This is a genomic window from Pseudomonas sp. RA_5y_Pfl1_P24, from assembly GCF_963970945.1.
GTDB classification, from domain to species: Bacteria; Pseudomonadota; Gammaproteobacteria; order Pseudomonadales; family Pseudomonadaceae; genus Aquipseudomonas; species Aquipseudomonas tritici.
Genome location: NZ_CAXAOJ010000006.1, coordinates 233,711 through 260,622, shown reverse-complemented (window position 1 = coordinate 260,622; position 26,912 = coordinate 233,711). Strand labels below are relative to the sequence as shown.

Genomic DNA, 26,912 nt, shown 5'->3' with positions numbered 1-26,912 from the left:
TTCCCTCAGCGCCAGAACCCGTTGTCGAGTTGCTCAAGTTGCCGGGTCAGTTCGCTGCGGGCTTCACGGATGCGGCGTTCATCCTGGGAGTCGAGCACCTGTTGGAACTGCCCGGCCCAGTGCCCAAGCTGCTCGCGAAGTTCGCCGAGGCTTTCCTGGTAGAGCCGCTCGAGCCGCGCGGTGAGTACGGTATTGACCTGTTGGTCGCGCGGGTGAACCTTCAACTGCGCCAGGGCTTGCAGGCGTTGCTGGATCTCTTCGGGGCTGAGCACGCCAGGGTTGTTCTCGATCACCAGCGAATGTTGCTCGCCGGTCAGCGGAATGCTCACCTGGGCTTCCAGCAGGCCGTTGTTGTCGTAAGTGAAGCGCACGTCCAGCGAGACTTCACCGGCCTTGCGCTTGGGCACGGGAATTTCCAGTTGGCCCAGCTCGATGTTGTCTTTGACCAGGCGGCTTTCGCCTTGGTAGATCTTCAGCAGTACGCGGGTCTGGTCGTCAGACAGGGTGACCACGCTTTTGACCCTGCTCACCGGCACGCTGCTGTTGCGTTCGATCAGCGGCAGGTAATGGCCGCTCTCGATATGGCTACCGTACTGGTTAGAGGTTTCGATGCCCAGGGTGTAGGGGCAGACGTCGGTCAGCACCACTTCTTCCAATGCGGCGGAGCGGGCTTTGAGCGCCGCCTGGATCGCAGCGCCATGGGCGACCACTTGGTCCGGGTCGAGACTGATGGACGGGAAACGTCCGAACAAACCGGCGGCGAGTTTGCGCACCAGCGGCATGCGCGTGGTACCGCCCACCAGCAGGATTTCATCCAGGTCGCCCACACGAATCCGCGCATCACGCAGAGCCCGTTCGATCGGTGCGCGCAGGCGTTCCAGCAGCGGCGTGTAGAGCTTGGCCAGTTCCTGTTGGGTAATGGTTTTTACCCATTGCTGGCCATCGACACGCAGAGCGAAGTCGGCGCTGTCGTCCTGCCCAAGGGCCTTGCGCACGCGTTCAGCTTCGCGGCGCAGGGCTTGCAGTACGCTGCTGGTGGGCGGGAAGCCTTGGGCGTTGCGCTGGCTGTCGACGAAGTGTTCCAGCAGCAGGGTGTCGAAGTCTTCGCCGCCGAGGAAGTTGTCGCCGGCACTGGCACGGACTTCCATCACGCCGTCGAACAACTCAATGATCGACACGTCGAAGGTACCGCCACCGAGGTCAAAGACCAGGAACGAGGTTTCCTTGTCGCGCTGATGCAGGCCATAGGCGAGGGCGGCAGCGGTGGGTTCGTTGATCAGTTTTTCGACGTTGAGCCCGGCCAGTTCACCGGCGATGCGTGTGGCCTTGCGTTGGCCGTCGCTGAAATAGGCGGGCACGCTGATCACGGCTTCGGTGACGGTATGGCCGTAGGTGCGCTCGATGTCTTCCTTCAGGCTTTTGAGCACCAGTGCGCAAAGTTCTTCCGGACGGAATGAGCGGCCGCCCAGGCGCACTTCGGTGGCACTGCCCATGTAGCGCTTGAACAACGACGTGGTCAGGTGCGGGTGAGTGTGCAGGCGTTCTTTGGCAGCCTGGCCTACCAGGACACGGCCTTGATCATCCAGACCGACCACGCTTGGGGTCAGCAACTGGCCAAGGGCATTGGGTACCAATTCGGCGGTATCACCGCGCCAGACAGCGGCGAGACTGTTGGTGGTCCCCAGGTCGATTCCTACGATCATTACGACAAGCTCCCTCTGCGGTCTGTAAGAATCTGTGACCAATTTTATCCTGAAAGGTTGGGCGAAAAGCAAGGCAATGGGCGTTTGAGCCCGCTCACTACGCCACCCATCAGGCATAAAAAAACCGCTTCCGGTGAGGGAAGCGGTTTTGTTTACAGCGGCGTTACTTTTTTACAACCGCATCAGAACAACTTCAGTGCCGGTGCTTCTTCTTTCAACGGCTCGTTCTTCGCGCTCTGCTCGTTCCAGCCGCCGCCGAGGGCCTTGTACAGGTTGACCTCGCTGTTCAACTGCGCCAGGCGGTCGGTGATCAGCGACTGCTGGGCACTGAACAGTTGGCGCTGAGCGTCAAGGAACGTCAGGTTGCTGTCGACACCAATGCGGTAGCGACGCTCGGCCAGGCGGTAGTAATCCTGGTTGGCCGCGACAAAGCCACGCTGGGCCTCCAGTTGCTGCTTGTAGGTCTCACGCGCGGCGAGGCCGTCGGAGACTTCCTGGAAGCCGGTCTGGATCGCCTTCTCGTAGTTCGCCACGTTGATCTCTTTCTGGATCTTCGAGTAGTCCAGGCTGGCGCGCAGGCTGCCGGCGTTGAAGATCGGGATGTTGATCTGCGGAGCGAACGACCAGGTGCCCGAGCCGCCTTTGAACAGGCCGCCGAGGTCCGGGCTCAGGGTGCCGGCGTTGGCCGTCAAGCTGATGCTCGGGAAGAACGCAGCACGGGCGGCGCCGATGTTGGCGTTGGCCGCCTTGAGGTTGTACTCGGCCTGCAGGATGTCTGGACGACGTTGCAGCAGGTCCGAGGGCAACCCGGCCGGCACTTCGCTGAGCAGGTCATCCGACAGCGGCTTGCTGGCGATATTCGCCGGCAGGCCAGTGCCCAGCAGCAGGGTCAGGCTGTTTTCGTCCTGGGCCACCTGGCGCGTATACCGGGCAAGCTGCACGCGGGCGTTTTCCACCGAGGTGCGTGCCTGGCTCAGGTCGAGGGCCGAGGTCACGCCGACTTCGTTGCTGCGCGAGGTGAGCTTGAAGCTCTGCTCGAAGGCGCCCAGGGTGTCCTGGGTCAGCTTGAGCAGTTCCTTATCGGCTTGCCAGGTCAGGTAGGCATTGGCCACGCTGGCCACCAGGCTGATCTGGGTGCTGCGGCGTGCTTCTTCAGTGGCGAAGTACTTCTGCAGCGCTTCTTCACTCAGGCTGCGTACGCGACCGAACAGGTCCAGCTCATAAGAGCTGATCCCGAGGGTGGCCGAGTATTGGCTGGTGATGTTCGCTTTGCCGGTCTGGGAGGCACGGGCCGGCACACGCTGGCGGCTGCCGCTGCCATTGGCCGATACGGCCGGGAACAGGTCGGCACGCTGGATGCTGTACTGCGCCGCGTAGGCGTCGATGTTCAGGGCCGCAACGCGCAGGTCACGGTTGTTCACCAGCGCGGTCTGGATCAACTGTTGCAGGGCAGGGTCATGGAAAAACTGCTTCCAGCCTTGTTCGGCAGCGGCCTGGCTCGGTGCCTGGGCCGACGAATACGCTGGCCCCTGCGGGAACTGCGCGGCCACTGGCGCTTCGGGGCGCTGATAGTCAGGTATCAGCGAGCAGCCACTGAGCACGAATGCCGTGACGGCTAGGGAAAGTAGCGACTTGCTCATTGGCCAGCCTCTTTAGGAGTTTGCTTGGTTTCTTTCGGTTTACGGTCGCCGATGGCGGACACGGTTGCAAAGAACAACGGCACCCAGAAGATCGCCAACACTGTGGCCGTGATCATACCGCCAATTACACCGGTACCGATCGCGTGCTGGCTGCCTGAACCTGCGCCTGAGGAGATCGCCAGCGGCAGTACGCCGAGGATGAACGCCATGGAGGTCATGATGATTGGACGCAGACGCATACGGGACGCCTCGATGGCCGCCTCGACGATGCCTTTGCCCTGTTCGTGAAGCTCTTTGGCGAACTCCACGATCAGGATGGCGTTTTTCGCCGCCAGGCCCACCGTCACCAACAGGCCCACCTGGAAGAACACGTCGTTGGACAACCCGCGCATGCTGGTGGCGATCAACGCACCCACCACGCCCAGCGGCACTACGAGTACCACCGCAATCGGGATCGACCAGCTTTCGTACAGTGCCGCCAGGCACAGGAACACCACGAGCAGCGACAAAGCGTACAGCGCAGGTGCCTGGGAACCGGACAAGCGTTCTTCGTACGACAAGCCCGTCCAGGCGTAGCCGATACCCGCCGGCAATTGCTTGGCGATGCGTTCGACTTCCGTCATGGCGTCACCGGTGCTGTAGCCCGGTGCCGGGGTGCCGAGGATTTCCATCGCCGCCACACCGTTATAGCGCGAGAGCTTCGGCGAGCCGTAGATCCACTTGCCCGAGGCGATGGCCGACAGCGGCACCATCTTCCCGGAGTCGCTGCGCACGTACCATTTGTTCAGGTCTTCAGGCGACATGCGGCTGGCGGCTTCACCTTGCACGTAGACTTTCTTCACCCGACCACGGTCGATGAAGTCGTTGACGTAGCTGCCACCCAAGGCAATTGCCAGGGTCTGGTTGATGTTCGACAACGTGATGCCCTGGGCGCTGGCCTTCTCGTCGTCGACGGTGAGCTCATACTGCGGCTCATCGTTCACGCCGTTGGGGCGCACACCCGCGAGGATCTTGCTCTGGGCAGCCATGCCCAGGAACTGGTTACGGGCCGCCATCAACTTCTCATGGCCGACACCGCCCTGGTCTTGCAGGAACACGTCGAAACCGGTGGCGTTACCCAGCTCCAGAACAGACGGCGGCACAATGGCGAATACCATGGCGTCCTGGAAGGTCTGCATGAAGTAACCCTGGGCGCGCTTGGCGATTTCAAACACGGAGGTGGACGCATCACGTTCATCCCACGGCTTGAGCATCACGAAGGCCAGGCCCGAACTCTGGCCACGACCGGCGAAGTTGAAGCCGGTTACGGTAAACACCGATTTCACGCCTTTGCCTTCGCCAGGCTCGCCTTCCTTGTCATTGAGCAGGTATCTACGCATGTCATCGATGACTTTCTGCGTACGTTCAGCCGAAGAACCCACAGGCGTCTGCACCTGGGCAAAGATCACGCCCTGGTCCTCATCGGGCAGGAACGCGGCAGGGATGCGCATGAACAGCCAGATCATGCCGGCGAAGATCAGTGCGTACACCAGGAACGCCGGGATCTTGTGCTTGATCATGTTGCCCACGCCGCGCTCGTAGCTCAGTACGCCACGGTCGAAGGTGCGGTTGAACCAGCCGAAGAAACCGCGCTTGGGTTGGCCGTGTTTTTCAGGGTCGATCGGCTTGAGCAAGGTGGCGCACAAGGCCGGGGTGAAGATCAGGGCAACCAGTACCGACAGCGCCATGGCCGAAACAATGGTGATGGAGAACTGTTTGTAGATCACACCGGTGGAGCCGCCAAAGAAGGCCATCGGCAACAGTACCGCCGACAGCACCAGGGCAATACCCACCAGGGCGCCCTGGATCTGGCCCATGGACTTGACCGTCGCCTCTTTCGGCGACAGGTGTTCCTCGGCCATTACCCGCTCAACGTTTTCCACCACCACGATGGCATCGTCCACCAGCAAGCCGATGGCCAGGATCATGCCGAACATGGTCAGGGTGTTGATGGTGAAGCCGAACGCCGCGAGGATCCCGAAGGTACCCAGCAATACCACCGGCACCGTCATGGTGGTGATGATGGTGGCGCGGAAGTTCTGCAGGAACAGGAACATCACCAGGAACACCAGCACGATCGCTTCGACCAGGGTGTGCACCACGCCGGAGATCGATTCGGTCACTACAGGCGTGGTGTCATACGGCACCACCGCCTTCATGCCTGGCGGGAAGAACGGCTCCAGGGACGCCACTGTGGCGCGGATAGCCTTGGCGGTGTCGAGGGCGTTAGCACCCGAAGCGAGCTTGATCGCCATACCGGAAGCCGGATTACCGTTGAACTGCGCGCTGATGCTGTAGTTCTGGCCACCCAGTTCGATACGGGCCACATCACGCAGGCGAACCTGGGAGCCGTCGGTGTTCACCTTCATCAGGATGTTGCCGAATTGCTCTGCGGTTTGCAGACGGGTCTTGCCGATGATGGTTGCGTTCAGCTGGTTGCCGGGTAGGGCAGGCAGGCCGCCCAACTGGCCGGTGGCGACCTGGACGTTCTGTGCGGAGATGGCCGTGCTGACATCGACCGGGGTCAACTGGAAGTTGTTCAGCTTGGCCGGGTCCAGCCAGATACGCATGGCGTACTGCGAACCGAACACCTGGAAGTCACCGACACCCGCGGTCCGCGAGATCGGGTCCTGGATGTTGGACACGATGTAGTTGGACAGGTCGTCCTTGTTCATGCTGCCGTCTTCCGACACCAGCCCAATCACCATCAGGAAGTTCTTCACCGACTTGGTCACGCGGATACCCTGCTGCTGCACTTCTTGCGGCAGCAGTGGGGTCGCCAGGTTCAGTTTGTTCTGCACCTGAACCTGGGCGATGTCCGGGTTGGTACCCTGGTTGAACGTCGCGGTGATGGTCATGCTGCCGTCGGAGTTACTGTCCGAGGCGACATAACGCAGGTTGTCGATACCGTTGAGCTGTTGCTCGATCACCTGCACCACGGTGTCCTGCACGGTTTGTGCGGACGCGCCTGGGTAGGTCACCTGGATGTCGATGGCGGTTGGCGCGATGGCCGGATATTGGTTGATGGGCAACTTCAGGATCGACAGTGCCCCGACCAGCATGATCACCAGGGCAATTACCCAGGCGAAAATGGGACGGTCGATAAAAAATTTCGACATGAATTACTCCCCTTTGCCCGTAGTGGCAGCAGGAGCAGCAACCGTTCCAGCAGGCTTGGCGTTATCCGCCTCCTTAACCTTGACTTCGGCGCCAGGCTTGACGTACTGCAAGCCTTCGGTGATCACACGGTCACCGGCGTTCAAGCCTTTTTCCACCAGCCAGTAGGCGCCGACGGTGCGGTTGGCGACCAGGACGCGCTGCTCGACTTTGTTGTCGGCATTGACGATCAGGGCCGTCGGGATGCCTTTGAGGTCGCGGGTTACGCCTTGTTGCGGAGCCAGGATCGCCTTGCTGTTCACGCCGGCTTTCAACTGGGCGTGTACGAACATGCCAGGCAGCAGGGTGTGGTCAGGGTTGGGGAACACGGCGCGCAGGGTCACGGAACCGGTGGTCTGGTCAACCGACACTTCGGAGAATTCCAGCTTGCCATCCTGGCCGTAGTCGCTGCCGTCTTCCAGGGTCAGCTTGACCTTGGCGGCATTGGCGCCGGCTTTTTCCAGCTGGCCGCTTTCCAGGTCGCGGCGCAGTTTCAGCATTTCTACCGAAGACTGCGTGACGTCGACGTAGATCGGGTCGAGTTGCTGGATGACGGCCATGGAGTCGGCTTGGCCGTTGCTGACCAGCGCGCCTTCGGTGACCAAAGAACGGCCGATGCGACCGGCGATCGGCGCGTACACCTTGGTGTAACGCACATTGATCTGCGCGGTTTGAACGTTTGCTTCTGCGGTCATGCGGTTGGCGACGGCGGTGTCGTATTCCTGACGGCTCACGGCTTGCTCATCGACCAACTGCTTGTAGCGGTCGGTGATGGATTTGGTCTGGGTCAGCGTGGCTTGCGCGCTTTTCAGAGTGGCTTCATACACCGATGGGTCGATCTGGTAGAGCTGTTGCCCTTCCTTCACGTCCGCGCCTTCCTTGAACAGGCGCTTGAGAATGATGCCGTTGACCTGCGGGCGAACTTCCGCGATGCGGTAGGCGGTAGTACGGCCTGGCAGCTCGGTTGTCAGGGTAAAGGCTTGCGGTTGAATGGTGACCACGCCGACCTGAGGGGTTTGAGCGGGCGGAGCCGCTTCTTCCTTTTTACATCCGCTGAGCAGCGATGCCAGGGCGACGGCAGTGACCAGAGCGGTAACAGCTGGCTTAAGTTGCATGAAGATCCTCGGGTCAGGCGCGCAGAGTGCGCACCAGCAGTGTGGAAAGGTAAAAAGCAAACGGCGAGTGGATAAGTAGCTTGCTACGCAATATACTTACGTTCATGGTTGTTTGTAAACTCTTGACAGGCTCTGCGCAATGTTGACAAAGCAACGCCCAAAGCCTCGATTCCATTACGTTCGGCACCCATGACGGTGTCGTCCCACAAATATTCAGATGATCGTTACCGGCTATTAATTCTGGCTTAACGATAGTCTCAAGTGTCCTGATTGAGGTTTTACTGCCATGGTTCGTCGCACTAAAGAGGAAGCTCAGGAAACGCGCAGCCAGATCCTCCAAGCCGCCGAGCAAGCCTTCTATGAGCGCGGCGTTGCGCGCACTACGCTGGCGGACATCGCCGCGCTGGCCGGTGTGACGCGGGGTGCTATCTACTGGCATTTCAGCAACAAATCCGATTTGCTGCAGGCGCTGCTCGATACCCTTCATGAGCCGCTGGACGAATTGGCCAGGGCCAGTGAAAGCGAGGACGAACTCGACCCGCTGGGCTGCATGCGCAAGCTGCTGATTCATTTGTTCCATCAAGTGGCCTTGGACCCGAAAACCCGGCGCATCAACGAGATCTTGTTCCATAAGTGCGAATTCACCGATGAAATGTGCGACATGCGCCGTCAGCGTCAGACCCACAGCCTGGAATGCAACCTGCGCATCAGCCTGACGTTGCGTAACGCGGTCCATCGCGGGCAGCTTCCGGAAAACCTCGACACCACCCGTGGCGCGGTGTGTATCCACGCCTACATCAACGGGCTGATCGGCCAATGGCTGCTGGTCCCCGACAGCTTCCAGCTACATCAGGAAGCCGAGCGCTGGGTGGACGCAGGGCTGGACATGCTGCGCTGGAGCCCGAGCCTGCGCAACTGAGACAAAATGCGTAATTGCATCAGGTTGTGTCAACAGTAAAGCGTAAGGATGGTCAATCGTCCTTTTGCCTGATTGGTGGGGTGACTTTATATACGGGCTGGCGGGTGGTTGATAGGTAGCCGGCTAAGTATTTTGTAGCGATTTTGTTGCAAGGGTGTGAAGGAGTGGTACCCCTGGCTGCACACATGGGGTAGTTGGTGTGTTCAAGGTACGAGTAAAAAAGCCCCGGTTCCTGCGAGCCGGGGCTTTTTCATTTCAGCACGTTACGTCAGAGCGCCAGCGTCGGGTAGTCGATATAACCGACCGGGCCCTTGCTGTAGAAGGTGTCCGGGCGTGGCTCATTCAGCGGCGCATCCGCCTTCAGCCGCGCTGGCAAGTCCGGGTTGGCAATAAACGGCACGCCCCAGGCCACCGCATCCGCCTTGCCTTCAGCCAGCCAGGCGTTGGCGCTGTCCTTGGTGAAGCGTTCGTTGGCAATGTACATACCGCCAAAGGCTTTTTTGAGTTGTGGGCCGAGGCTGTCAGCGCCTTCCTTTTCACGCGAGCAGATGAAGGCGATGCCACGCTTGCCCAATTCGCTGGCGACGTAGGTGAAGGTCTGCGCCAGGTTGTCGTCGCCCATGTCATGGGAGTCGGCGCGTGGTGCCAAGTGCACACCCACGCGACCGGCGCCCCAGACTTCGATGGCGGCGTCAGTCACTTCCAGCAGCAGGCGTGCACGGTTTTCCAGGGAACCACCGTAGTTGTCGGTACGCTGGTTGGTGCTGCTTTGCAGGAATTGGTCGAGCAGGTAGCCATTGGCACCGTGGATTTCCACGCCGTCAAAACCGGCGGCCTTGGCGTTCTCGGCACCGGTGCGGTATGCGTCGACGATGTCGGCGATTTCAGCGGTTTCCAGCGCGCGAGGGGTCGGGTAGTCGGCCAGTGGGCGCACCAGGCTGACGTGTCCTTTAGGTTGGATCGCGCTCGGTGCAACCGGAGTTTCGCCGTTCAAGTACGACTCGTGGGAAATACGGCCCACATGCCACAGCTGCAGGAAGATCTTGCCGCCTGCGCCATGAATCGCCTTGGTCACGTTGGCCCAGCCGCGTACCTGGTCGTTGGACCAGATGCCCGGGGTATCCGGGTAGCCCACGCCCAGCGGCGTCACGGAAGTGGCTTCGCTGAGGATCAGCCCGGCGGAAGCGCGTTGCACGTAGTACTCGGCCATCAGCGCGTTGGGTACGCGGCCGTCGTCTGCACGGCAGCGGGTCAGCGGCGCCATGATGATGCGGTTCGACAGTTCCAGGTCGCCCAGTTTGATCGGATCGAAAATAGTCGTCATCGGGAAAATACCTTTGTCTTTGAAGTGGATCAGTTGGTCGCAGGGGCCAGGCCGGCATCGCCGCTCTGACGGAAAGTAATCAGGGTCACCACCAGCGCGAGGATCGCCAGGGCCGCTGCGGCTAACGGCACACTGGTCAGGCCGAAACCGTGGGCTATCACACTGCCGCCGACCCAGGCGCCAAGGGCGTTGCCGATGTTGAAGGCGCCGATGTTCAGGGTGGACACCAGGTTCGGTGCGGCCTTGCCAAAGCTCACCACGTTGATCTGCAACGCAGGCACGGCGGCGAACGAGGCGGTGGCCCACAGGAACAAGGTGATTTCAGTCGGGATGATGGCGACGCTGGTCCAGGTCAGCGCGGTGGAAACTACCGCCATACTGATGAACACGCCGATCAGGGTGGCCGCCAGGCGTTTGTCCGCCAGCTTGCCGCCAATGATATTGCCCACGGTGAGGCCCAGGCCGATCAGCAGCAGGGTCCAGGTCACGCCTGTGGGCGACACGCCGGTGACATCGCCGAGCAGCGGCGCAACGTAGGTGAAGAGGGTGAACATAGACGCGGCGAACAGCGCGGTCATGCTCAGCGACAGCCTGATGCCGACGCCTTTGAGCGCGGCCAGTTCGGCGCGCATGTCGAGTTTCTCTTCATCACGCTTGGCGGGCAGGAAACGGATCAAGCCAATCAACGCCACCACACCCATCACCGTCACCGCCCAGAACGTCGAGCGCCAGCCGGCTTCTTGGCCCAGTGCGGTACCCAGTGGTACGCCAAGCACGTTGGCCAGGGTCAAACCGGTGAACATCAAGGCTACGGCCGAGGCACGTTTGTTGGCCGGCACCAGGTTCGCCGCTACCACTGAACCAATCCCAAAGAAAGCACCGTGGCACAGCGCGGTGACGACGCGGGCAAACATCAGCACGTTGTAGTCACTGGCCAGGGCGCAGAGCAGGTTGCCGATAATGAAGATACCCATCAACGCTACCAGTGCCGCCTTGCGTGGCAGCTTGGCGGTGGCCAGTGCCATGAACGGTGCACCGATGGCCACACCCAAGGCGTAGCCGGTGACCAGCCAGCCGGCGCCAGGAATCGACACACCCAGGTCCGCCGCTACATCGGGCAGCAAGCCCATGATGACGAACTCGGTGGTACCGATGGCGAAGGCGCTGAGGGCCAGTATGAGTAGCGAGAGGGGCATTATCGTTTCCTTGTTACAGCGCTACGTTTTCGTCAGCGCTGAGTTCAGTGATGAGCGCCGTGAGGAAGGCCTGGATGGTTTCCTCGTTGCGTTTGAAAAAGTGCCACTGGCCGGCCTTCTGGCTGCTGATCAACCCTGCGCGTTGCAAGGTCGCCAGGTGGGCCGACACGGTCGACTGGGACAAACCGCAGCGCTGATCGATCTGACCGGCACAGATGCCGTATTCGTGGTTGTGCAGTTGCTCGGGGAACTGCACTTTCGGGTCTTTCAGCCAAGTGAGGATGTCTCGTCGTACTGGGTGCGCCAGGGCTTTTATTATTTCGTCGAGGTCGATGGACATGGCAGGTGCTCGGTTTCGTAAAGCGTTATATCGCGATGAGGCGAACTTTAAATCGCTCTATCCCGATATACCAATATGATTTTGATCTGAACCTAGGCTTAATCGGTATATCGGGTTATAACGATACGTTGCTGGCAGTGATAGACTGCGCGCCATGAATTATCTCGCACATCTGCACTTGGGCGGCCAGCTTCCTGCGCAATTGCTGGGTAGCCTGTATGGCGATTTCGTCAAAGGGCGCCTGCAGGGTCAGTTCGGCCCGCAAATCGAATCGGCTATCCAGCTGCACCGCTCCATTGATCGTTTTACCGACAGTCACCCGTTGGTGGGGGAGGCGTTGTCACGCTTCAGCCTGACCCGCCGGCGCTATGCCGGCATCGTCCTCGATGTTTTTTTCGACCACTGCCTGGCGCGGGATTGGGCGCTGTATGCTGACCAGCCGCTGGAGCGCTTCACGTCGCAGGTGTACCGCGTGCTGGCGGCCGAGCCGCAGTTGCCGGGGCGGCTGGCGCAGATTGCGCCGTATATGGCGGCGGATGATTGGTTGGGTTCTTACCGTGAGTTTGCGGTGATGGAGCAGGTGTTGCGCGGGATCTCGCGGCGGCTGACACAGCCCGAGGAACTGCGACATGCCATGCAGGAGTTGCAGGTGTTATATGAGCCGTTGAGTGAAGACTTTCGAGTGTTCTACCCCGAGCTGCAGAAATTTGCACAAGCCCAACTGACTATTGGGATCTAAATGTGGGAGCGAGCAAGCCCGCTCCCACATTTTTTTGACCCTGCTCGCCTCAGGCCGCGAACGCCGGTCGAGCGTCCACTTGTTCTGCCTCCGGCAGCGGCCCGAACAACGCTCTCTGCACCGCCTGCTGCGCCTGATAAGCCAGCGCCGCGCGTTCCTGCCCGGCACAGGCAATCGGCTTGAGCACATGAATCTCCACATCACCCTGGTCATTGCCAAACAGACGCATCAGGTGCGACAGCAAATCATCATCGCCAATAAACGGTGCCAGTGGGTCCACTTGGCCGTCGCGCAAATAACGGATCGCCACCGGTTGCAGCGACACATCCGCATCGATCGCACTGGCCAGCAAGCGCCCGTGGAACGTGCGCAGGCTGCGGCCGTCGGTGGTGGTGCCTTCCGGGAACATCAGCAGCGGGTGCTGTTGCTCCAGATGACGGGTCATCTGCTTGCGGATCAACTGGCTGTCACCCGAACCCCTGCGGATAAACAGGCTGCCCGCTTTAGCCGCCAACCAGCCGGCCACCGGCCAGGTGCGCACTTCGGCCTTGGACAGGAACGACATCGGTGCCACAGCGCCCAGCAGCGGAATATCGGTCCAGGACACGTGGTTGCTCACCCACAGCATCGGCTGCGTTGGCAACTCGCCGTGCACCGTCACGCGAAAGGGCAGAGCATTGGTCAGGCGCGCCATGAAGAACCGCGACCAGCGCTGGCGGCGCACCATCGAGTTGGCTACGCCCAAACGCTCAAACAGGCCAAACACGCTGGCCATGCTCAAGCCCAGCGCCACCACCACTAACACGCGGGCAATGCGCCCGTAGATCCGCAGGCGGCTCATCACATGGCTGCCTTGAAGTGGCGGGCGTAACGCGGGCATAGCTCATCGCGCTTGAGCAGGATGAACACGTCGGCCACTTGGAAATCTTCATCCCAGCACGGCTCGCCGCAGATCTTCGCACCCAGGCGCATATAGGCCTTGAGCAGCGGTGGCATCTCGGCGATTACGTTGGACGGCAGGTCCAGTGCCGGCAGTGGTTTCTTCGGTTCGGCACGCAGGTGTTCGTTGCACAGGTAGCGTTCGCGCAGACGCTGCATGATCGCGTGAGCCTGGATGCCGCCGTCGTGCATCGGGATGCTTGCGCACCCCATCAGGTAGCTGTAGCCGCCTTGGTTCAACACTTCGGCCAACTCGCCCCACAACACGGCAATCGTGCCGCCGTTACGGTAGGCGGGGTCGACGCAGGTGCGGCCGATTTCCAGGATCGGGCCCTGCAAGTGCAGTAAACCGTGCAGGCTGAACTCTTCTTCGCTGTAGAACCGGCCCAGGGTGCTGGCGGCCTGGTGGTCGAGCAAACGGGTGGTGGCGACCAATCGACCGCTGTTCAAGTCCCGCACGCCGATGTGGCTGCAGTGAACATCATAGTCATCCATGTCCAGGCCCAGTTCCGCGCCTTTCAGCTTGGCGTTGAACTCGCCGCTGAACACGTTGAACCGCAAGGCCTGGGCTTCCTGCAAAGCCTGTGCGCCGATCAGGCGTTCGGCTTGCAGACGGCGTTCATTGCCGGTGTCGCTGATGCGGGCGATCTGAGTCATGGCGAGTCTCCGAGTGCCGGCCACGTTTCGGCCGGTCGACTTTGTTGTCCAAAGTCAGGCTATGTAGGCTCGGTGTCATCTCCATGAAGTTACGGTGACGGTTGAATGACAGCCCTCGCTGTCGCAAATCTGTCATCGCCCTCGGCTAGGCTCGCGGGCTTTAATGCCCTCCTTGAGTTTGCGTCCATGGTCAGAGGCCTGTTGTGCGTTGCCTTGCTACTCGTCACCGTTACCGTCCACGCCGAAACCTGGCCCGACAAAGAATGGGCCAAGGGCACACCGCTCGCAGGTCCTGCCGTCGACGCCTTGGATGCCTACGCTTTCCCTGCGCGAGACGACACCACCCGCCAAGGCATTCGCACCGACGCGTTGCTGGTGATCCGCGACGGCGAGGTTATCTACGAACGCTACGCCGCACCCACCACCGCCAGCACGCCGCACCTCACCTGGTCCATCAGTAAAAGCCTGATGGCCACCGTGCTGGGCGTGGCCTATGGCGATAACCGCTTTAAATTGACCGACCCGGTCGCGCGCTTCTACCCGCCGATGAAGCAACACCCAACCGTGACCATGGCCGATTTGCTGCACTGGGCCTCGGGCCTGGACTGGCAGGAAGACTACGAATACGCGCCATTGAACTCTTCTGTGGTGGCGATGCTCTACACCCGTGGCCGCGCCGATATGGCTGACTTTGCCGCGGACACGGAGGCGGCCAGCGCACCCGGCCAGGCCTTTCGTTACTCCAGCGGCGACACCAACATCCTGTCCGCCGCCCTCAAAGGCATGCTCGGCCTCAAGGCTTATATGAGTTACCCCTGGGACGCACTGTTCAAGCCCTTGGGTATCCGCAGTGCCACGTGGGAAACCGACGCCGATGAAACCTTTGTCGCCTCGTCCTACGCCTACCTCACCGCCCGCGACCTGGCGCGCGTCGGTCTGCTGATGGCGCGGGATGGGCGTTGGGGGGATCAACAGTTGCTGCCAAAGGATTGGGTGACCTTCAATCGCCAGCCGTTCGATAAATACAAAGCCGGCCAGGACGAAGCCGTCCCTGGCGGCCATTGGTGGCTCAATCAAGGCACTCCACGGCCCTGGCCCGACGCCCCCGTCGATACCTTCGCCGCCCTCGGCCATTGGGGCCAGGCGCTGTACGTGATGCCCGACGAACGCCTGGTGATCGTGCGCTATGGCGACGACCGCGACGGCAGCTACCGCCACAACGAACTGCTCAAGCGCGTGCTTGCGGCGGTGCAACCATGATCCGCCGTCGTCCGTTCACCAGCCTGTTTATCCTGCTGCTTCTCGCCCTGCTGGGGTGGCTCTGGCACGAGCGCGTCAACCTGCAAGCCTTTCCCGACATCATTGCGGCGTACACCGCCAAGGAGTATTGCTCGTGTCGGTATGTGGCGAACAACCCGGCCGAGTATTGCCGTGGGTATGTAAAGCAATACGTGCCGACCAGCGCATTCAGCGACAACCCGGCGCGCAGTGAAGTGACGGCGAGTGGGTTGGGGCGTACGCACAGTGCGCGGTGGTTGGGGGACCGCCAGGGTTGCCGCCTGACGCCCTGACGCCGCAAACGTCCCCACATTGGATTTGCGCCGTTCATGAGATTGCGCTTAAGGTTCGTTCAGTTTTTTTCCCCGCGAGTCTTTATGTTCAACGCTTCTCTCTTCAATCCCCTGGCCTTCGCCCTCTTGGCCACCGCCGCTGTGCCTGCCCACGCCGACTGGTACCTGGATAACGAATCCTCGCGCCTATCGTTCGTTACCACCAAAAACACCGAGATTGCTGAAGTCCACCGCTTCCTAGTCCTGCACGGCAAGGTCGACAGCAAAGGTGCGGCCCAGTTGGAAGTGGAAGTGGAGTCGGTCAACAGCGGCATTCCGCTGCGCGATGAGCGCATGCGCAATCAGCTGTTCGAGATCAAGACCTTCCCCGAAGCGTTGATCAGCGCACAGATCAATCTGCAACCCATCAATGATCTCGCGCCCGGAGCGCAGTTGGAATTGCGCCTGCCGCTGTCCGTGACCCTGCATGGCAAAACCCAGACCTACAGCGCCGAGTTGCTGGCCACGCGCTTGGACGACCGACGTTTCCAAGTGGTGACCCTGGAACCGGTGGTGCTGCATGCCGAAGATTTCGATCTGGCGCCGGGTGTGGCGGCGTTGCGCAAGGCGGCGGGGCTTGCGTCGATCAGTTTGTCGGTACCGGTGGGTGCGGTGCTGATCTTTACCGCGCGCTGACATGAGCGGCGCGGTGTTTCCATGGCGCAGCGCCAATCGGTTCGAGTTGCTGATCGACGGCCCGCAATTCTTCCCGCAGATGCTGGTGGGCATCGCCCGCGCCGAGCGGCAAGTGGACCTTGAACTCTATCTGGTGGAAGCCGGGGCCTGTGCCGAAGCGCTGGTGCAGGCGCTGGTGCAGGCGACCGAGCGTGGCGTGCAGGTGCGTTGCCTGTTCGATGATTATGGCAGCCTGGCGTTCACCCTCGGGCTGCGCAAACGCTTGACCGACGCCGGTGTGGCGCTGCGTTTCTACAACCGCCTGAGCTGGCGTCGCTGGATGCGTAACTTTTACCGCGACCACCGCAAGCTGTTGCTGATCGACCAGAGCATTGCCGTGGTCGGCGGCACAGGGGTGACGGATGAATTCTGGACGCCGGGCCAAGACACCGCCGACTGGCATGAAGTGATGGTGCAAATCAGCGGCCCGCTGGTGTTGGACTGGCAGGCGCTGTTCGACCGTCAATGGCACGCCAACGCAGCGCGCCGGGAGTGGAAACCCTCCACTCACTTTGGTTTGCCGCGTTTGCCCAAGTTGCCGGCGACTGGGCCGGGCCTGGGTCGTGTGGCTTACGCCGACGCCCGTCAGCATCGCGATATTTTGCAATCGCTGATCCGTGCCCTGAATAACAGTCACCAGCGCATCTGGCTGGCCACGCCCTATTTTCTGCCGACCTGGAGCGTTCGTCGCGCTTTGCGCCGCGCGGCCGGGCGCGGGGTGGATGTGCGTTTGCTGCTCACCGGCCCGCGCACCGATCACCCGTCTGTGCGTTACGCCGGGCACCGTTATTACCCGCGTTTGCTGCGCTCGGGTGTACAGATCTTTGAGTACCAGCCGTGCTTTCTGCACCTCAAAATGGTGCTGGTGGATGACTGGGTCAGCGTTGGGTCGTGCAACTTCGATCACTGGAACCTGCGTCTCAACCTGGAAGCCAACCTGGAGGCGTTGGACCCTGAGCTGACGCTGGCAGTTAAAGAGAGTTTTGAACGAGATTTTGCCCAGAGCCAGGTGGTGAGCCTGGAGGCGTGGAAGTCGCGGCCATTGTGGCGGCGGGTGAAACAACGGGTGTGGGGGTGGGTTGATCGGTTGGTGGTAAATTTGCTCGATAGACGCGGTTAAGAAAAACACCGCTAAACAAATGTGGGAGCGGGCTTGCTCCCACATTTTTTGACGGTGTCAGGCTTCAGAGCAATTCAAACGTCTGCTGCTGCACCTCCTGGGAGTCCAGGCCAATCTGCACGTTGAACTGACCCGGCTCCGCGGCGAACTTGAGCTGGGTGTTGTAGAACTTCAGGTCTTCCTCGGTGATGGTGAAGTGCAGCGTGCGCTCCTCACCCGCCTTGAGCATGACCTTCTGGAAGTTTTTCAACTCTTTGATCGGGCGGATCATCGAGCCGGCCACGTCCTGGATATACAACTGCACCACGGTTTCGCCATCCACCTTGCCGGTGTTGGTCACCGTGACACTGGCGTCGAGCTTGCCGGTCTTGTTCAGCGTGGTGGACGACAGCGCCATGTCCGACAGGGTGAACGTGGTGTAGCTCAGGCCATAGCCAAACGGGAACAGGGGCCCGGTGGTGTCATCGAAGTACTGCGAGGTGTAGTTGCCCGGTTTGCCTGGGGTGAACGGTCGGCCGACGGTCAGGTGGTTGTAGTAGGTCGGAATCTGCCCCACCGAGCGTGGGAACGTGATCGGCAGCTTCCCCGACGGGTTGTAGTCACCAAACAGCACGTCGGCGATGGCGTTGCCGCCTTCGGTGCCGGCGAACCAGGTTTCCAGGATCGCATCGGCCTGTTGGTTCTCTTCAACAATCGACAGCGGGCGGCCGTTCATCAACACCAGTACCAGCGGCTTGCCGGTGGCTTTCAAGGCCTTGATCAGGTCGCGCTGGCTTTGCGGGATGTTCAGGTCGGTGCGGCTCGAGGATTCGTGGGACATGCCACGGGATTCACCCACGGCAGCCACCACCACATCGGCATCCTTGGCGGCCTTCACGGCCTCGTCGATCATCACGTGGGCAGGGCGGGTGTCGTCCACCACTTCCGGCGCATCGAAGTTGAGGAAGTTCAGGTAGTCGACCACGGCCTTGTCGTTGGTGATGTTGGCGCCACGGGCATAGATGATCTTGCCTTTTTCGCCGATCACCGCGTTCAAACCGTCGAGCAGCGTCACCGATTGCGCAGGCCGTCCGGCGGCGGCCCAACTGCCCATCATGTCGATAGGCGCCTTGGCCAGCGGGCCGACCAGGGCGATGGTCGCGGATTTTTTCAGCGGCAGGGTGTTGTTCTGGTTTTTCAGCAACACCAGGCTGCGGCGTGCGATGTCGCGTGCGTCGGCACGGTGCAGGCGGCTTTCGGCGTAGGTGTCGGCCGGGTCATCCTCGGCCTTGCCGATGCGCAGGTACGGGTCCTTGAACAGGCCCATGTCATATTTGGCACCGAGCACTTCGCGCACGGCGTTATCGATGTCGCTCTGTTCGATCTCGCCGGACTTGAGCAGCCCCGGCAATTCCTTGGCATACAACGAGTCGTTCATGCTCATGTCGATGCCGGCCTTGATCGCCAGCTTGGCGGCTTCGCGCCCATCCTTGGCCACGCCGTGCTTGATCAGCTCGAAGATCGCGCCATGGTCGCTCACGGCCACGCCCTTGAAGCCCCAGTCCCGGCGCAGCAGGTCGTTCATCAGCCAGGTGTTGGCGGTGGCAGGCACGCCGTTGATCGAGTTCAACGCCACCATCACGCCGCCCGAACCGGCCTTGATCGCCGCGTGGTACGGCGGCAGGTAGTCCTGGTACATCTTGACCGGGCTCATGTCGACCACGTTGTAGTCGCGACCGCCTTCCACCGCGCCATACAGGGCGAAATGCTTGACGCTGGCCATGATGCTGTCGGCATTCGCGGGGCTCACGCCCTGGAACGCCTTGACCATGACGTCGGCGATGCGTGAAACCAGGTAGGTGTCCTCACCGAAACCTTCGGAGGTACGGCCCCAACGCGGGTCGCGGGAGATGTCGACCATCGGCGCGAAGGTGATGTCGAGGCTGTCGGCGGCGGCTTCCTGGGCAGCGATGCGCCCGGAGCGGCCGATGGCCTCCATGTCCCAGCTGGACGCCAGGGCCAGGCTGATCGGGAAGATCGTGCGGTGGCCGTGGATCACGTCGTAGGCGAAGAACATCGGGATCTTCAGCCGGCTGCGCATGGCCGCGTCCTGCATCGGACGGTTTTCCGGGCGGGTGATGGAGTTGAAGGTGCCACCGATACGGCCGGCGGCGATTTCCTTGCGGATCAGCTCGCGGGGCATCTCGGGGCCGATGCTGATCAGGCGCAATTGGCCGATCTTTTCGTCCAGGGACATCTGCTTGAGCAGGTCGCTGACAAAGGCGTCCTTGTCTTTAAGCGCAGCAGGCTTTGTTTCTGCCCATACGGGGTGACTGGCCAGAGTGGCAACAAGGCCGAGCAAACACAGCTTTTTCATGAATATCCTTTTTCGGCTCACTGCACAGCATTGGGGTGAATGCTGATCGGCCAAAATGTGGGGAGCGTCTATTGTTGTTCGGGTGTTGTTCAGATAAATGCAGCAGACTCTGAACTCTTGTTCGCGCTGGGCATCTTTGTAGCTGATTGGCTCGATGCATTCCAGTGGTGGCGGATTATGCCCCAAGCGCGTGGTGTATAGGGTTAGTCGTAACATTCCATCAAGATTGGGCAGGAGAAACACCATGCAAGCAGCACAAGGTTACCGCTGGGGCTTGAAAGCCGCGGTTTTGCTATTGATCAGCAGCGTGCTGAGCGGTTGTGGCATCAACAACATCCCGACCCTGGACGAACAGGCCAAGGCCGCCTGGGGCCAGGTGCAGAACCAGTACCAACGCCGCGCCGACCTGATTCCCAACCTGGTGGAAGTGGTCAAGGGCTATGCTGCCCATGAACAGGACACGCTCACCGCCGTGATTGAAGCGCGGGCCAAGGCCACGTCGATCCAGGTGGATGCCAGCACCCTCGACAATCCGGAAAAACTCAAGCAGTTCCAGCAAGCACAGGATGGCTTGAGTGGCGCACTCAGCCGTTTGATGGTGGTGTCCGAGCGCTACCCGGACCTGAAGGCCAACCAGAACTTCCTGGCCCTGCAATCGCAGCTTGAAGGCACCGAAAACCGTATTGCCGTAGCCCGCCGCGACTTTATCCAGGCCGTGCAGGCCTACAACACCGAGATCCGCACTTTCCCTGGCCGTCTGTGGCACAGCGTGATGTACAGCGACTTGCCGGTCCGCGCCACGTTTGAGGCCACCAGTGCCGATGCCGATAAAGCGCCGCAAGTGAAGTTCAAATAAAGCTGCATTGAGGTGTCGATGCGTTTATTACGGATAGGCCTGGCGCTGTGGCTGTTGGCCTGTGTGGGCGTGGCCCAGGCAGCCCTGACCTTCCCGGCGCTGACCGGGCGGGTGGTGGATAACGCCGATATGATCGACGCGGCCACGCGCCAGCAGCTGACACAGCAGCTGCAGGCGCTGGAACAGACGTCCGGCGACCAGATCGTAGTGGTCACCGTGCCTGACTTGCAGGGCGTACCGATTGAGGACTTCGGTTATCAATTGGCTCGCCAGTGGGGTATCGGCCAGAAAGGCAAGGATAACGGCGCGCTGTTGATCGTCGCCCGCGATGAGCGCAAATTGCGCATCGAGGTCGGTTACGGCCTGGAAGGCGTCCTCACCGATGCGCAGTCGTGGGTGATCATCAATCAGGTGATTGCTCCGGCGTTCAAGGCCGGTAACTACAGCAAAGGCATCAGCGACGGCGTGGCTGCGATGGTGCAAGTGGTGGGCGGAGAACCCTTGGCCGTGCCAGCCCATGTGGCGGATGGCAACTTTGCCAAGGATAATCCCGGGCTTTCCATCGGCCTGTTTGTCCTGCTGATCGGCGTGCTGTGGCTGTGCAACCGGATGGGGCTGCCGGTGGGTGCGATCCTGCTGTCGATTCTCAGCAGCAGCGGGCGCGGCGGTGGTGGCGGGGGCGGCGGTGGTTTCCGGGGCGGCGGCGGCGGCTTCGGCGGCGGCGGGGCCTCGGGCGGCTGGTAATGACAATAATGAGAGAGCACCTACAACCATGGCATTACTGACTGAACACGAGCAGCGCCAAGTCGCCGAAGCGATCGCCCGCGTGGAAAAAACCACCGACGCCGAACTGGTGACCGTGCTGGCCGCCCGCGCCGATGACTACGCCTACATCCCGCTGCTGTGGGCGAGCCTGATCGCGTTGGTGGTGCCGGGCGTGGTGCATTACGTGTCGGGTTACCTGAGCATGTACACCTTGCTGTTGGCGCAATGGGCGACATTCATCGTGTTGTGCCTGGTGTTCCGCTTGCCCAAGGTCACCACGCGCTTGATTCCGCGTTCGGTGCGCTACTGGCGCGCGTCCAACCTGGCGCGGCGGCAGTTCCTGGAGCAGAACCTGCACCACACGCTGGGCAGCACCGGGGTGCTGATTTTTGTCAGCGAGGCCGAGCGCTATGTGGAGATTCTGGTCGATGACGGGATTTCCAGGCACCTGGATGACAGCAGTTGGGACGCCATCGTCAAGGCGTTTACCCAGCAGGTAAAACAGGGGCATACGTTGGCCGGGTTTATCAGTTGCATTGAGGCCTGTGGTGAATTGTTGAAGGTGCATGTGCCGGTCACCCAAACCCGTAATGAACTGCCGAATCGCTTGGTCGTACTCGAATAAAAATGTGGGAGCGTGCGTGCTCCCACATTGGATCGTGTTATCCAGTCCAATGACCGCTGATCAAATAACCCCGTGCCCTAAACCGCCATCCGCCCTAAAATGCCCGGCATTCCCAGCCCGAGGCGTTTTTGTTCATGTCTGTCACCGCTCAACCTGCCCGCCCTGCGCCGGACCATCACGCCGAGTTCATCGAACTGCTCAGCGCAAGCCTCGCGCAAAACGCTTTTATCAAGCTGGTGCTGGCCAAATACGTCGGTGAAGAAGCCGAATTGCAACGGCTGATCATCAAGCCGGTAGTGGTCAAGGAGCAGGCATGCCTGTCCTTCGTCTACCGCTACAAGACCCGCGACATCACCAAAAACTTCCCGTTGGCAGAGGCCGTGGCGGCGATTGCCGAGCTGCTGCCGGCGCAGTTCAAAAACGCCCACCTGCTGTCGCTGACCGACGAAGCCCAGTTGGAATACAGCAAGAAGAACAAAAGCTCGCTGTTCAAAAGCAAGCCGCAGCAATTGCGTGAGGCGCCCTCGGCCGAGCATAACCGCGAGAAAAATCGTTTCCTCGACCTGAGCCGGCCGTTTCTCGCCGACCTGGGTGTGACCGACGCCAAGCAGGCGCTGATCCCGTCTATGTCGCGCAAATGGAAGCAGATCAACAAGTTCATCGAAGTGTTCAGCCATGCGCTGACCTCATCCCCCTTGAAACTGGACCAACCCGTACGCGTGGCGGACTTTGGTTCGGGCAAGGGCTACCTGACGTTCGCCATCCACGACTACCTGCGCAACACCCTCAAGGCCGAGGGTGAGGTGACGGGCGTCGAGCTGCGCGCAGACATGGTGACCCTGTGCAACACCGCCGCCGCCCGCCTGGAACACCCCGGGCTGGTGTTCAAATGTGGCGACGTGCGCAGCGTGGCGCCGAGCGAGCTGGACGTGATGATCGCCCTGCATGCCTGCGACATTGCCACTGACTATGCGATCCACACCGGCATCCGCTCCGGCGCGTCGATCATCATGTGCTCGCCGTGCTGCCACAAACAGATCCGCCTGCAGATCCAGAGCCCGGCGCTGCTTAAACCGATGCTGCAATACGGCCTGCACCTGGGCCAGCAGGCGGAAATGGTCACCGACAGTTTGCGCGCGTTGTTCCTGGAGGCCTGTGGTTATGAGACGAAGGTGTTCGAGTTCATCTCGCTGGAACATACCAACAAGAACAAGATGATCCTCGCGGTGAAGCGCGCGGAGCCGATGGACAACGCGCAGTTGCTGGAGAAAATCCAGGAACTGAAGGCGTTCTACCACATCACCGAGCACTGCCTGGAAACCCTGCTGCGCGCGGATGGGTACCTGACCTGAGCACGATGCGAATCAAAATGTGGGCTCCCATATTCAGGCCGCGCTCGGCTTGGGGGCTGGCGCAGGCTGCACCGCCGTCTTGCGCCCCTGCATCACCGTCACAATCACCCCACACGCAAACACCCAGGTAATCGGCTCGATGTGTTCACCAAAGAACAGCGCCGAGAACGCGATGGTGAAGAAGATCTGCAACAGCTGAATTTGACTGACCCGTGCAATCCCGCCCATGGCCAACCCGGCATACCAGGCGAAGAACCCCAAAAACTGCGAGAACAGCGACACATAACCAAACGCCCACCACGTGCGCATGGAAATCGCCCCTTGATGCTGCGCCGCCAAGTACCACACCGGGCCGATCAACACCGGCGTCGACAGTACCAGCGCCCAGCAGATCACCTGCCAGCCACCCATCTCCTTGGCCAGTCGCCCGCCTTCGGCATAACCCAGGCCGCCCACGGCAATCGCGCCAAGCATCAGCAGGTCGCCCGCTTGAATACTGCCGGCTCCGGTGATCAGCGCATAACTCAACACCAGTGCACTGCCCAGCGCCGCGCAGGCCCAGAAGGCTTTTGACGGCCGCTCATGGGACAGCCACGCCGCATACAGCGCTACGCACAACGGTTGCAGGCCATTGACCAGCGCGCCATGGGACGCTGGCAAGGTTTGCATGGCCCAGGCCGACAGCACCGGAAAGCCCAGAATCACGCCCGCGATCACCAGGCACAGCCCGCGCACCTGACGCCAGCTTGGCCAGCGTTCGCGCCGCCACAACAACAGCGCTGCCGCCGGGATCGCCGCGAACAGCGCGCGGCCCAGGCCGTTGAGCAACGGGTGCATTTCCTGCACCACGATGCGGGTGAAGGGCAGGGTCAGGCTGAAGATGATGACGCCCAGCAGGCCGAGGGCCATGCCGGTGTTTTCGCGCGAGCTCATGGGGAAGAACCGAAATCTGGAGGGTTTCAAGGGAAACCCATCTAGCCACAACCCCCGCTGATTGCGGGTCTACAGCTGGGTGAGGATTTATCCGTACAGTTGAGTCCCGGGTGGGGGGGAGTGGGAGCTGGCTTGCCTGCGATAGCATCACTTGGGCCTACCTGATACACACGAGGTGTCTGCATCGCGGGCAAGCCCGGCTTCCACATTTTAGAAGAAGCGCGTGATGCTGATCTTGGCGTTGCGCCCTTCGCTGTAGACGCCCTCGCCGCTGAGGGCCGGCTGGTAGCTGCGGTTGAACAGGTTGTCGACGGTTAAGTTGATCTCGGTGCCTTTGAGGCCGGCTTGCTGCGGTTTCCAATTGGCGAACAGACCCTGGGTGTCGTAGCTGGCGTTCTCGGTTTGGTCGTAGATAAAGTCGCCGATGCTGGAGTTGAAGCCGCCTGGGTAAATGTCGGTGGGCACGCGATCGGTCTTGCGCACGAACTGGCCCTGCCAGCCCACTTGCGCGTCCCAGCTCGGGATTTTGGTACCTAGCACCACGACCCACTTGGCCGGTGGAATATCGCGTGCCCACACATGACGGTCGGTAGCCCAAGGGTTGGTGTAGGGGTTGTCGCGTTTACCTGTAGCCCAGGAGTAAGTCAGAGAGGCGAACACGTATGTCGAGTCGTAGTAGCTTTCGAGCTCGACGCCCTTGATGGTCATGCCGCCGACGTTGCGATAGTTGGTTCTGGACGCCGTGTCGGTGCACACCGAATCGATATTGCCCGGCACGGTCATTTGCCGTTCGCAGCCGATGCCGGTGGCCTTCATGATCTCGTCTTCGATGCGGTTATGAAACAGCGTGGTGCGCAGTTGCAGGTTGTCATCGCGGGTGAAGATGCGCGAGAAGTTGGTGACGTTGCCCGCGGTAATCGCCGTAATGCGCTCGGGCTTGAGGTTGAGGCTTGTGGCGCTGCGTGTGCTGGCGGCGCCCTGGACTTCATACTGTTCATCGATGACCGGCGCACGCCACGTGCGGTTCCAACTGGCGAAGAAGGCCACATCCGGGGTCACGTTCCAGAACGCGGCCAGGCGCGGTGACCATCCGGTGTAGGTGCGGTCGCTGTAGTCATGGCCGACGCGCGGGTCCGGGTTGCTGTAGTACGGCGCATCGTTGGCTTCGCCGCGGTTGCGCACGTGGTCATAGCGCAGGGACGGGGTGAGGGTCACATCCCCAAGCGTGATCGCGTCCTGCAGGTAGAGCGAATTTGTGTCGACCTTGCCGTGGGGCATGAAATACGGCTGGAAATGCCCATAGTTGTATCTGGCGGTGTTGTAGGTCGCACCCGGCATCCAGCTTTCGGTTTCGCGGTCGTGCTTGCGGATCTGCACGCCAGTGGTCACTGCGTGTTCCAGCGGGCCGGAGGTCAACAGGCTGATATTGCGCAGCTCAAAAATGCGGTCTGCATAAGACGTTTCCATCTTGCGTCCACCGGTGCTCAGACCCATCACGGCATTTTCGGCGCGTTCGTCAGTCTGGTCGGTCTTGGAGAACGAGTAGCTGAGCTTCAAGTCGATCAATGGGTTGTTCAGCGGCTGGTACTGGTATTTGCCCGACCAGGTGGTGTCCACGGTTTCACGGTCGGCCAGGAAACGTGTCAGAGCGCCTTTGTAGCCATACCGGTCGATCGCCGATTGCATCGGCGGTGACGGGTAGGATTTAGCCGAGAACGGCGCCATGCGCTCGCTTTTGGCACTGGAGTAGGACAGGCCCATGCTGTGTTCGTCGGTAAAGTGGGCATTGACCTTGAACAACTTGCCCTCTACATCCTGTGCACTGTTGGGCAGGCGCTTGGGGTTGATCGGGTATTGATTGCGCGGGTCGGGCGGGGTGCCGGCGAGCTTCAAGTCGTCGCCGTCGCGCTTGGTCAGGTAAATCAGGCCATCCATGCGACCATCGTCGGTGCGGCCATATACCGCGCCGCTGTACACCTGCTCGTGAGTGTTGCTGGAGTAGCCATACTTGGCCATCGCCCCGGCGTTACGCCCGTCCTTGAGCAAGTCTGGCGCATCCTTGGTGGTCATATTGACCGTGCCGCCGAAGCCGCCGTTACCGGTGAACGGCGAGTAGGGGCCTTTCTCCACCTCAATGCTTTTGATCAACTCGGGCTCGATGAAGACCGTGCCTTGTTGATAGCGCTCGAAGCCACTTTTGGTTGCGCCATCCACGCTCATCGGCACATCTTCTGCATCGCCCATGCCGCGAATGTTCATGGTCTGGCCACCTGGCTTGGGTGAGCCGCCCATGAACACACCGGGCAGAGTCTGCAGCAGTGAAGGGATGTTGTCGGGCTGATAACGGTCAATATCGGCCTGGCTCAAGGTGGAGCGGCCTACGGTGCTGGCGTCGACCTCGGTACCGGTGCCGATCACGCTCAGGGCGTCCAACTGAATCGCACCGCTCTGGGTGGTTTTCGCCTCTTCGGGCCTTACCACATAGGTGTTGCCGACTTTGATCAGCGTGAATTCACCATTTTTCAGCAAGGTGCGAAGCGCCACTTCCGCGGTGAAGTCACCGTCGAGTGCCGGCGCCTGCACATTCCTGAACAGCGCTTCATCGAATAACAGCTGGATTTTCGCCTGCTGCGCTACCTGGCTCAGGGATGTCGCCAGCGCCTGGGCGGGCAGCTTGAATGGCTCGGCTTGGGCATTGAGGCTGAATGCCAGGCAGGTGGCGATGAGGGTCGGTCGAAGCAACAGGTGCGAAGCGTGGCAAGGCGCGCGAAACATGAAATCCCCCGGTGTGGCCCAATGGCCGAAAAGGCGTGCGTGTCGAATGCAGACCGGAGGAAGACGGGGCAGATAAAA

The 26,912-nt window shown here is 61.0% G+C and carries 22 protein-coding genes; 10 read left to right on the top strand and 12 right to left on the bottom strand.

The window, feature by feature from the left end; translation table 11 throughout:
- Positions 1–5: 5 nt before the first annotated feature.
- From AACY30_RS12310 to AACY30_RS12295, 4 genes are all read right to left on the bottom strand, one after another.
- A complete protein-coding gene (locus AACY30_RS12310) occupies positions 6–1,703 on the bottom strand; it encodes a molecular chaperone HscC (protein ID WP_339414998.1) in 1,698 nt (565 codons plus the stop codon).
- 182 nt (positions 1,704–1,885) lie between these two features.
- Positions 1,886–3,343 (bottom strand): AdeC/AdeK/OprM family multidrug efflux complex outer membrane factor, encoded by a 1,458-nt coding sequence (gene adeC / locus AACY30_RS12305; RefSeq protein ID WP_339469545.1) that lies wholly within the window; start codon positions 3,341–3,343, stop codon positions 1,886–1,888.
- A complete protein-coding gene (locus AACY30_RS12300) occupies positions 3,340–6,501 on the bottom strand; it encodes an efflux RND transporter permease subunit (protein WP_339469546.1) in 3,162 nt (1,053 codons plus the stop codon). Before AACY30_RS12300 ends, adeC begins: the two co-directional genes overlap by 4 nt.
- 3 nt (positions 6,502–6,504) lie before the next feature.
- Positions 6,505–7,653: an efflux RND transporter periplasmic adaptor subunit gene (locus AACY30_RS12295; protein WP_339469547.1), complete on the bottom strand. Its 1,149-nt coding sequence runs from the start codon at positions 7,651–7,653 to the stop codon at positions 6,505–6,507.
- Positions 7,654–7,939: 286 nt separating this feature from the next.
- Between AACY30_RS12295 and AACY30_RS12290 the strand changes: the two genes are divergently transcribed.
- Positions 7,940–8,572: a TetR family transcriptional regulator gene (locus AACY30_RS12290; RefSeq protein ID WP_339414994.1), complete on the top strand. Its 633-nt coding sequence runs from the start codon at positions 7,940–7,942 to the stop codon at positions 8,570–8,572.
- A gap of 268 nt (positions 8,573–8,840) precedes the next feature.
- Here the strand turns inward: AACY30_RS12290 and AACY30_RS12285 are convergent, their stop codons facing one another.
- Genes AACY30_RS12285 through AACY30_RS12275 form a run of 3 tightly spaced genes read right to left on the bottom strand, consistent with a single transcriptional unit; the run spans position 8,841 to position 11,432 of the window.
- Complete coding sequence (locus tag AACY30_RS12285; RefSeq protein WP_339414993.1) at positions 8,841–9,896, bottom strand: alkene reductase; 1,056 nt, start codon at positions 9,894–9,896, stop codon at positions 8,841–8,843.
- Between the two features lie 29 nt (positions 9,897–9,925).
- Positions 9,926–11,092, bottom strand: a complete 1,167-nt coding sequence (locus AACY30_RS12280) for an MFS transporter (RefSeq protein ID WP_339540393.1) — start codon at positions 11,090–11,092, stop codon at positions 9,926–9,928.
- Positions 11,093–11,105: 13 nt separating this feature from the next.
- Entirely contained in the window at positions 11,106–11,432 is a 327-nt protein-coding gene (locus tag AACY30_RS12275; RefSeq protein WP_339469549.1) for an ArsR/SmtB family transcription factor, read from the bottom strand.
- A gap of 154 nt (positions 11,433–11,586) precedes the next feature.
- Between AACY30_RS12275 and AACY30_RS12270 the strand changes: the two genes are divergently transcribed.
- Entirely contained in the window at positions 11,587–12,171 is a 585-nt protein-coding gene (locus tag AACY30_RS12270; RefSeq protein ID WP_339414990.1) for an acyl carrier protein phosphodiesterase, read from the top strand.
- Between the two features lie 49 nt (positions 12,172–12,220).
- Here the strand turns inward: AACY30_RS12270 and AACY30_RS12265 are convergent, their stop codons facing one another.
- Positions 12,221–13,012: a lysophospholipid acyltransferase family protein gene (locus AACY30_RS12265; protein WP_339469551.1), complete on the bottom strand. Its 792-nt coding sequence runs from the start codon at positions 13,010–13,012 to the stop codon at positions 12,221–12,223.
- The gene (gene olsB / locus AACY30_RS12260; protein WP_049709576.1) at positions 13,012–13,767 is read right to left on the bottom strand and encodes an L-ornithine N(alpha)-acyltransferase; all 756 of its coding nucleotides are present in this window, start codon (positions 13,765–13,767) and stop codon (positions 13,012–13,014) included. The genes AACY30_RS12265 and olsB overlap by 1 nt, the downstream gene beginning before the upstream one ends.
- Positions 13,768–13,953: 186 nt before the next feature.
- Between olsB and AACY30_RS12255 the strand changes: the two genes are divergently transcribed.
- The 4 genes from AACY30_RS12255 to AACY30_RS12240 all read left to right on the top strand — a co-directional run bounded on the left by AACY30_RS12255 (position 13,954) and on the right by AACY30_RS12240 (position 17,172).
- Positions 13,954–15,027, top strand: a complete 1,074-nt coding sequence (locus AACY30_RS12255; protein WP_339469552.1) for a serine hydrolase domain-containing protein — start codon at positions 13,954–13,956, stop codon at positions 15,025–15,027.
- Positions 15,024–15,338 (top strand): amidase, encoded by a 315-nt coding sequence (locus AACY30_RS12250; RefSeq protein WP_339469553.1) that lies wholly within the window; start codon positions 15,024–15,026, stop codon positions 15,336–15,338. Before AACY30_RS12255 ends, AACY30_RS12250 begins: the two co-directional genes overlap by 4 nt.
- A gap of 84 nt (positions 15,339–15,422) precedes the next feature.
- Complete coding sequence (locus AACY30_RS12245) at positions 15,423–16,013, top strand: YceI family protein (RefSeq protein ID WP_339469554.1); 591 nt, start codon at positions 15,423–15,425, stop codon at positions 16,011–16,013.
- 1 nt (position 16,014) lies between these two features.
- On the top strand, positions 16,015–17,172 hold the full coding sequence (locus AACY30_RS12240; protein WP_339414984.1) for a phospholipase D-like domain-containing protein: 1,158 nt from the start codon (positions 16,015–16,017) through the stop codon (positions 17,170–17,172).
- A 64-nt stretch (positions 17,173–17,236) separates the two neighbouring features.
- Here the strand turns inward: AACY30_RS12240 and bglX are convergent, their stop codons facing one another.
- Complete coding sequence (bglX, locus tag AACY30_RS12235; protein WP_339540392.1) at positions 17,237–19,528, bottom strand: beta-glucosidase BglX; 2,292 nt, start codon at positions 19,526–19,528, stop codon at positions 17,237–17,239.
- A gap of 244 nt (positions 19,529–19,772) precedes the next feature.
- Between bglX and AACY30_RS12230 the strand changes: the two genes are divergently transcribed.
- The 4 genes from AACY30_RS12230 to AACY30_RS12215 all read left to right on the top strand — a co-directional run bounded on the left by AACY30_RS12230 (position 19,773) and on the right by AACY30_RS12215 (position 23,126).
- Positions 19,773–20,384 (top strand): LemA family protein, encoded by a 612-nt coding sequence (locus AACY30_RS12230; RefSeq protein WP_049709565.1) that lies wholly within the window; start codon positions 19,773–19,775, stop codon positions 20,382–20,384.
- 18 nt (positions 20,385–20,402) lie between these two features.
- Complete coding sequence (locus AACY30_RS12225) at positions 20,403–21,128, top strand: TPM domain-containing protein (protein WP_339540391.1); 726 nt, start codon at positions 20,403–20,405, stop codon at positions 21,126–21,128.
- Positions 21,129–21,156: 28 nt separating this feature from the next.
- The gene (locus AACY30_RS12220) at positions 21,157–21,774 is read left to right on the top strand and encodes a TPM domain-containing protein (RefSeq protein WP_339455686.1); all 618 of its coding nucleotides are present in this window, start codon (positions 21,157–21,159) and stop codon (positions 21,772–21,774) included.
- A 134-nt stretch (positions 21,775–21,908) separates the two neighbouring features.
- Complete coding sequence (locus AACY30_RS12215; RefSeq protein WP_339469559.1) at positions 21,909–23,126, top strand: class I SAM-dependent methyltransferase; 1,218 nt, start codon at positions 21,909–21,911, stop codon at positions 23,124–23,126.
- Between the two features lie 33 nt (positions 23,127–23,159).
- Here AACY30_RS12215 and AACY30_RS12210 read toward each other — a convergent pair whose 3' ends face one another.
- Positions 23,160–24,059, bottom strand: a complete 900-nt coding sequence (locus tag AACY30_RS12210) for a DMT family transporter (RefSeq protein WP_339540390.1) — start codon at positions 24,057–24,059, stop codon at positions 23,160–23,162.
- Positions 24,060–24,269: 210 nt separating this feature from the next.
- A complete protein-coding gene (locus AACY30_RS12205) occupies positions 24,270–26,834 on the bottom strand; it encodes a TonB-dependent receptor (protein WP_339540389.1) in 2,565 nt (854 codons plus the stop codon).
- Positions 26,835–26,912: the final 78 nt, after the last annotated feature.

What these genes read in the sequence shown, in the direction of transcription:
- AACY30_RS12310 (WP_339414998.1), bottom strand. Translation starts at nt 1,703, where the DNA reads ATGATCGTAGGAATCGACCTGGGGACCACCAACAGTCTCGCCGCTGTC.
- adeC (WP_339469545.1), bottom strand. Translation starts at nt 3,343, where the DNA reads ATGAGCAAGTCGCTACTTTCCCTAGCCGTCACGGCATTCGTGCTCAGT.
- AACY30_RS12300 (WP_339469546.1), bottom strand. Translation starts at nt 6,501, where the DNA reads ATGTCGAAATTTTTTATCGACCGTCCCATTTTCGCCTGGGTAATTGCC.
- AACY30_RS12295 (WP_339469547.1), bottom strand. Translation starts at nt 7,653, where the DNA reads ATGCAACTTAAGCCAGCTGTTACCGCTCTGGTCACTGCCGTCGCCCTG.
- AACY30_RS12290 (WP_339414994.1), top strand. Translation starts at nt 7,940, where the DNA reads ATGGTTCGTCGCACTAAAGAGGAAGCTCAGGAAACGCGCAGCCAGATC.
- AACY30_RS12285 (WP_339414993.1), bottom strand. Translation starts at nt 9,896, where the DNA reads ATGACGACTATTTTCGATCCGATCAAACTGGGCGACCTGGAACTGTCG.
- AACY30_RS12280 (WP_339540393.1), bottom strand. Translation starts at nt 11,092, where the DNA reads ATGCCCCTCTCGCTACTCATACTGGCCCTCAGCGCCTTCGCCATCGGT.
- AACY30_RS12275 (WP_339469549.1), bottom strand. Translation starts at nt 11,432, where the DNA reads ATGTCCATCGACCTCGACGAAATAATAAAAGCCCTGGCGCACCCAGTA.
- AACY30_RS12270 (WP_339414990.1), top strand. Translation starts at nt 11,587, where the DNA reads ATGAATTATCTCGCACATCTGCACTTGGGCGGCCAGCTTCCTGCGCAA.
- AACY30_RS12265 (WP_339469551.1), bottom strand. Translation starts at nt 13,012, where the DNA reads ATGAGCCGCCTGCGGATCTACGGGCGCATTGCCCGCGTGTTAGTGGTG.
- olsB (WP_049709576.1), bottom strand. Translation starts at nt 13,767, where the DNA reads ATGACTCAGATCGCCCGCATCAGCGACACCGGCAATGAACGCCGTCTG.
- AACY30_RS12255 (WP_339469552.1), top strand. Translation starts at nt 13,954, where the DNA reads ATGGTCAGAGGCCTGTTGTGCGTTGCCTTGCTACTCGTCACCGTTACC.
- AACY30_RS12250 (WP_339469553.1), top strand. Translation starts at nt 15,024, where the DNA reads ATGATCCGCCGTCGTCCGTTCACCAGCCTGTTTATCCTGCTGCTTCTC.
- AACY30_RS12245 (WP_339469554.1), top strand. Translation starts at nt 15,423, where the DNA reads ATGTTCAACGCTTCTCTCTTCAATCCCCTGGCCTTCGCCCTCTTGGCC.
- AACY30_RS12240 (WP_339414984.1), top strand. Translation starts at nt 16,015, where the DNA reads ATGAGCGGCGCGGTGTTTCCATGGCGCAGCGCCAATCGGTTCGAGTTG.
- bglX (WP_339540392.1), bottom strand. Translation starts at nt 19,528, where the DNA reads ATGAAAAAGCTGTGTTTGCTCGGCCTTGTTGCCACTCTGGCCAGTCAC.
- AACY30_RS12230 (WP_049709565.1), top strand. Translation starts at nt 19,773, where the DNA reads ATGCAAGCAGCACAAGGTTACCGCTGGGGCTTGAAAGCCGCGGTTTTG.
- AACY30_RS12225 (WP_339540391.1), top strand. Translation starts at nt 20,403, where the DNA reads ATGCGTTTATTACGGATAGGCCTGGCGCTGTGGCTGTTGGCCTGTGTG.
- AACY30_RS12220 (WP_339455686.1), top strand. Translation starts at nt 21,157, where the DNA reads ATGGCATTACTGACTGAACACGAGCAGCGCCAAGTCGCCGAAGCGATC.
- AACY30_RS12215 (WP_339469559.1), top strand. Translation starts at nt 21,909, where the DNA reads ATGTCTGTCACCGCTCAACCTGCCCGCCCTGCGCCGGACCATCACGCC.
- AACY30_RS12210 (WP_339540390.1), bottom strand. Translation starts at nt 24,059, where the DNA reads ATGAGCTCGCGCGAAAACACCGGCATGGCCCTCGGCCTGCTGGGCGTC.
- AACY30_RS12205 (WP_339540389.1), bottom strand. Translation starts at nt 26,834, where the DNA reads ATGTTTCGCGCGCCTTGCCACGCTTCGCACCTGTTGCTTCGACCGACC.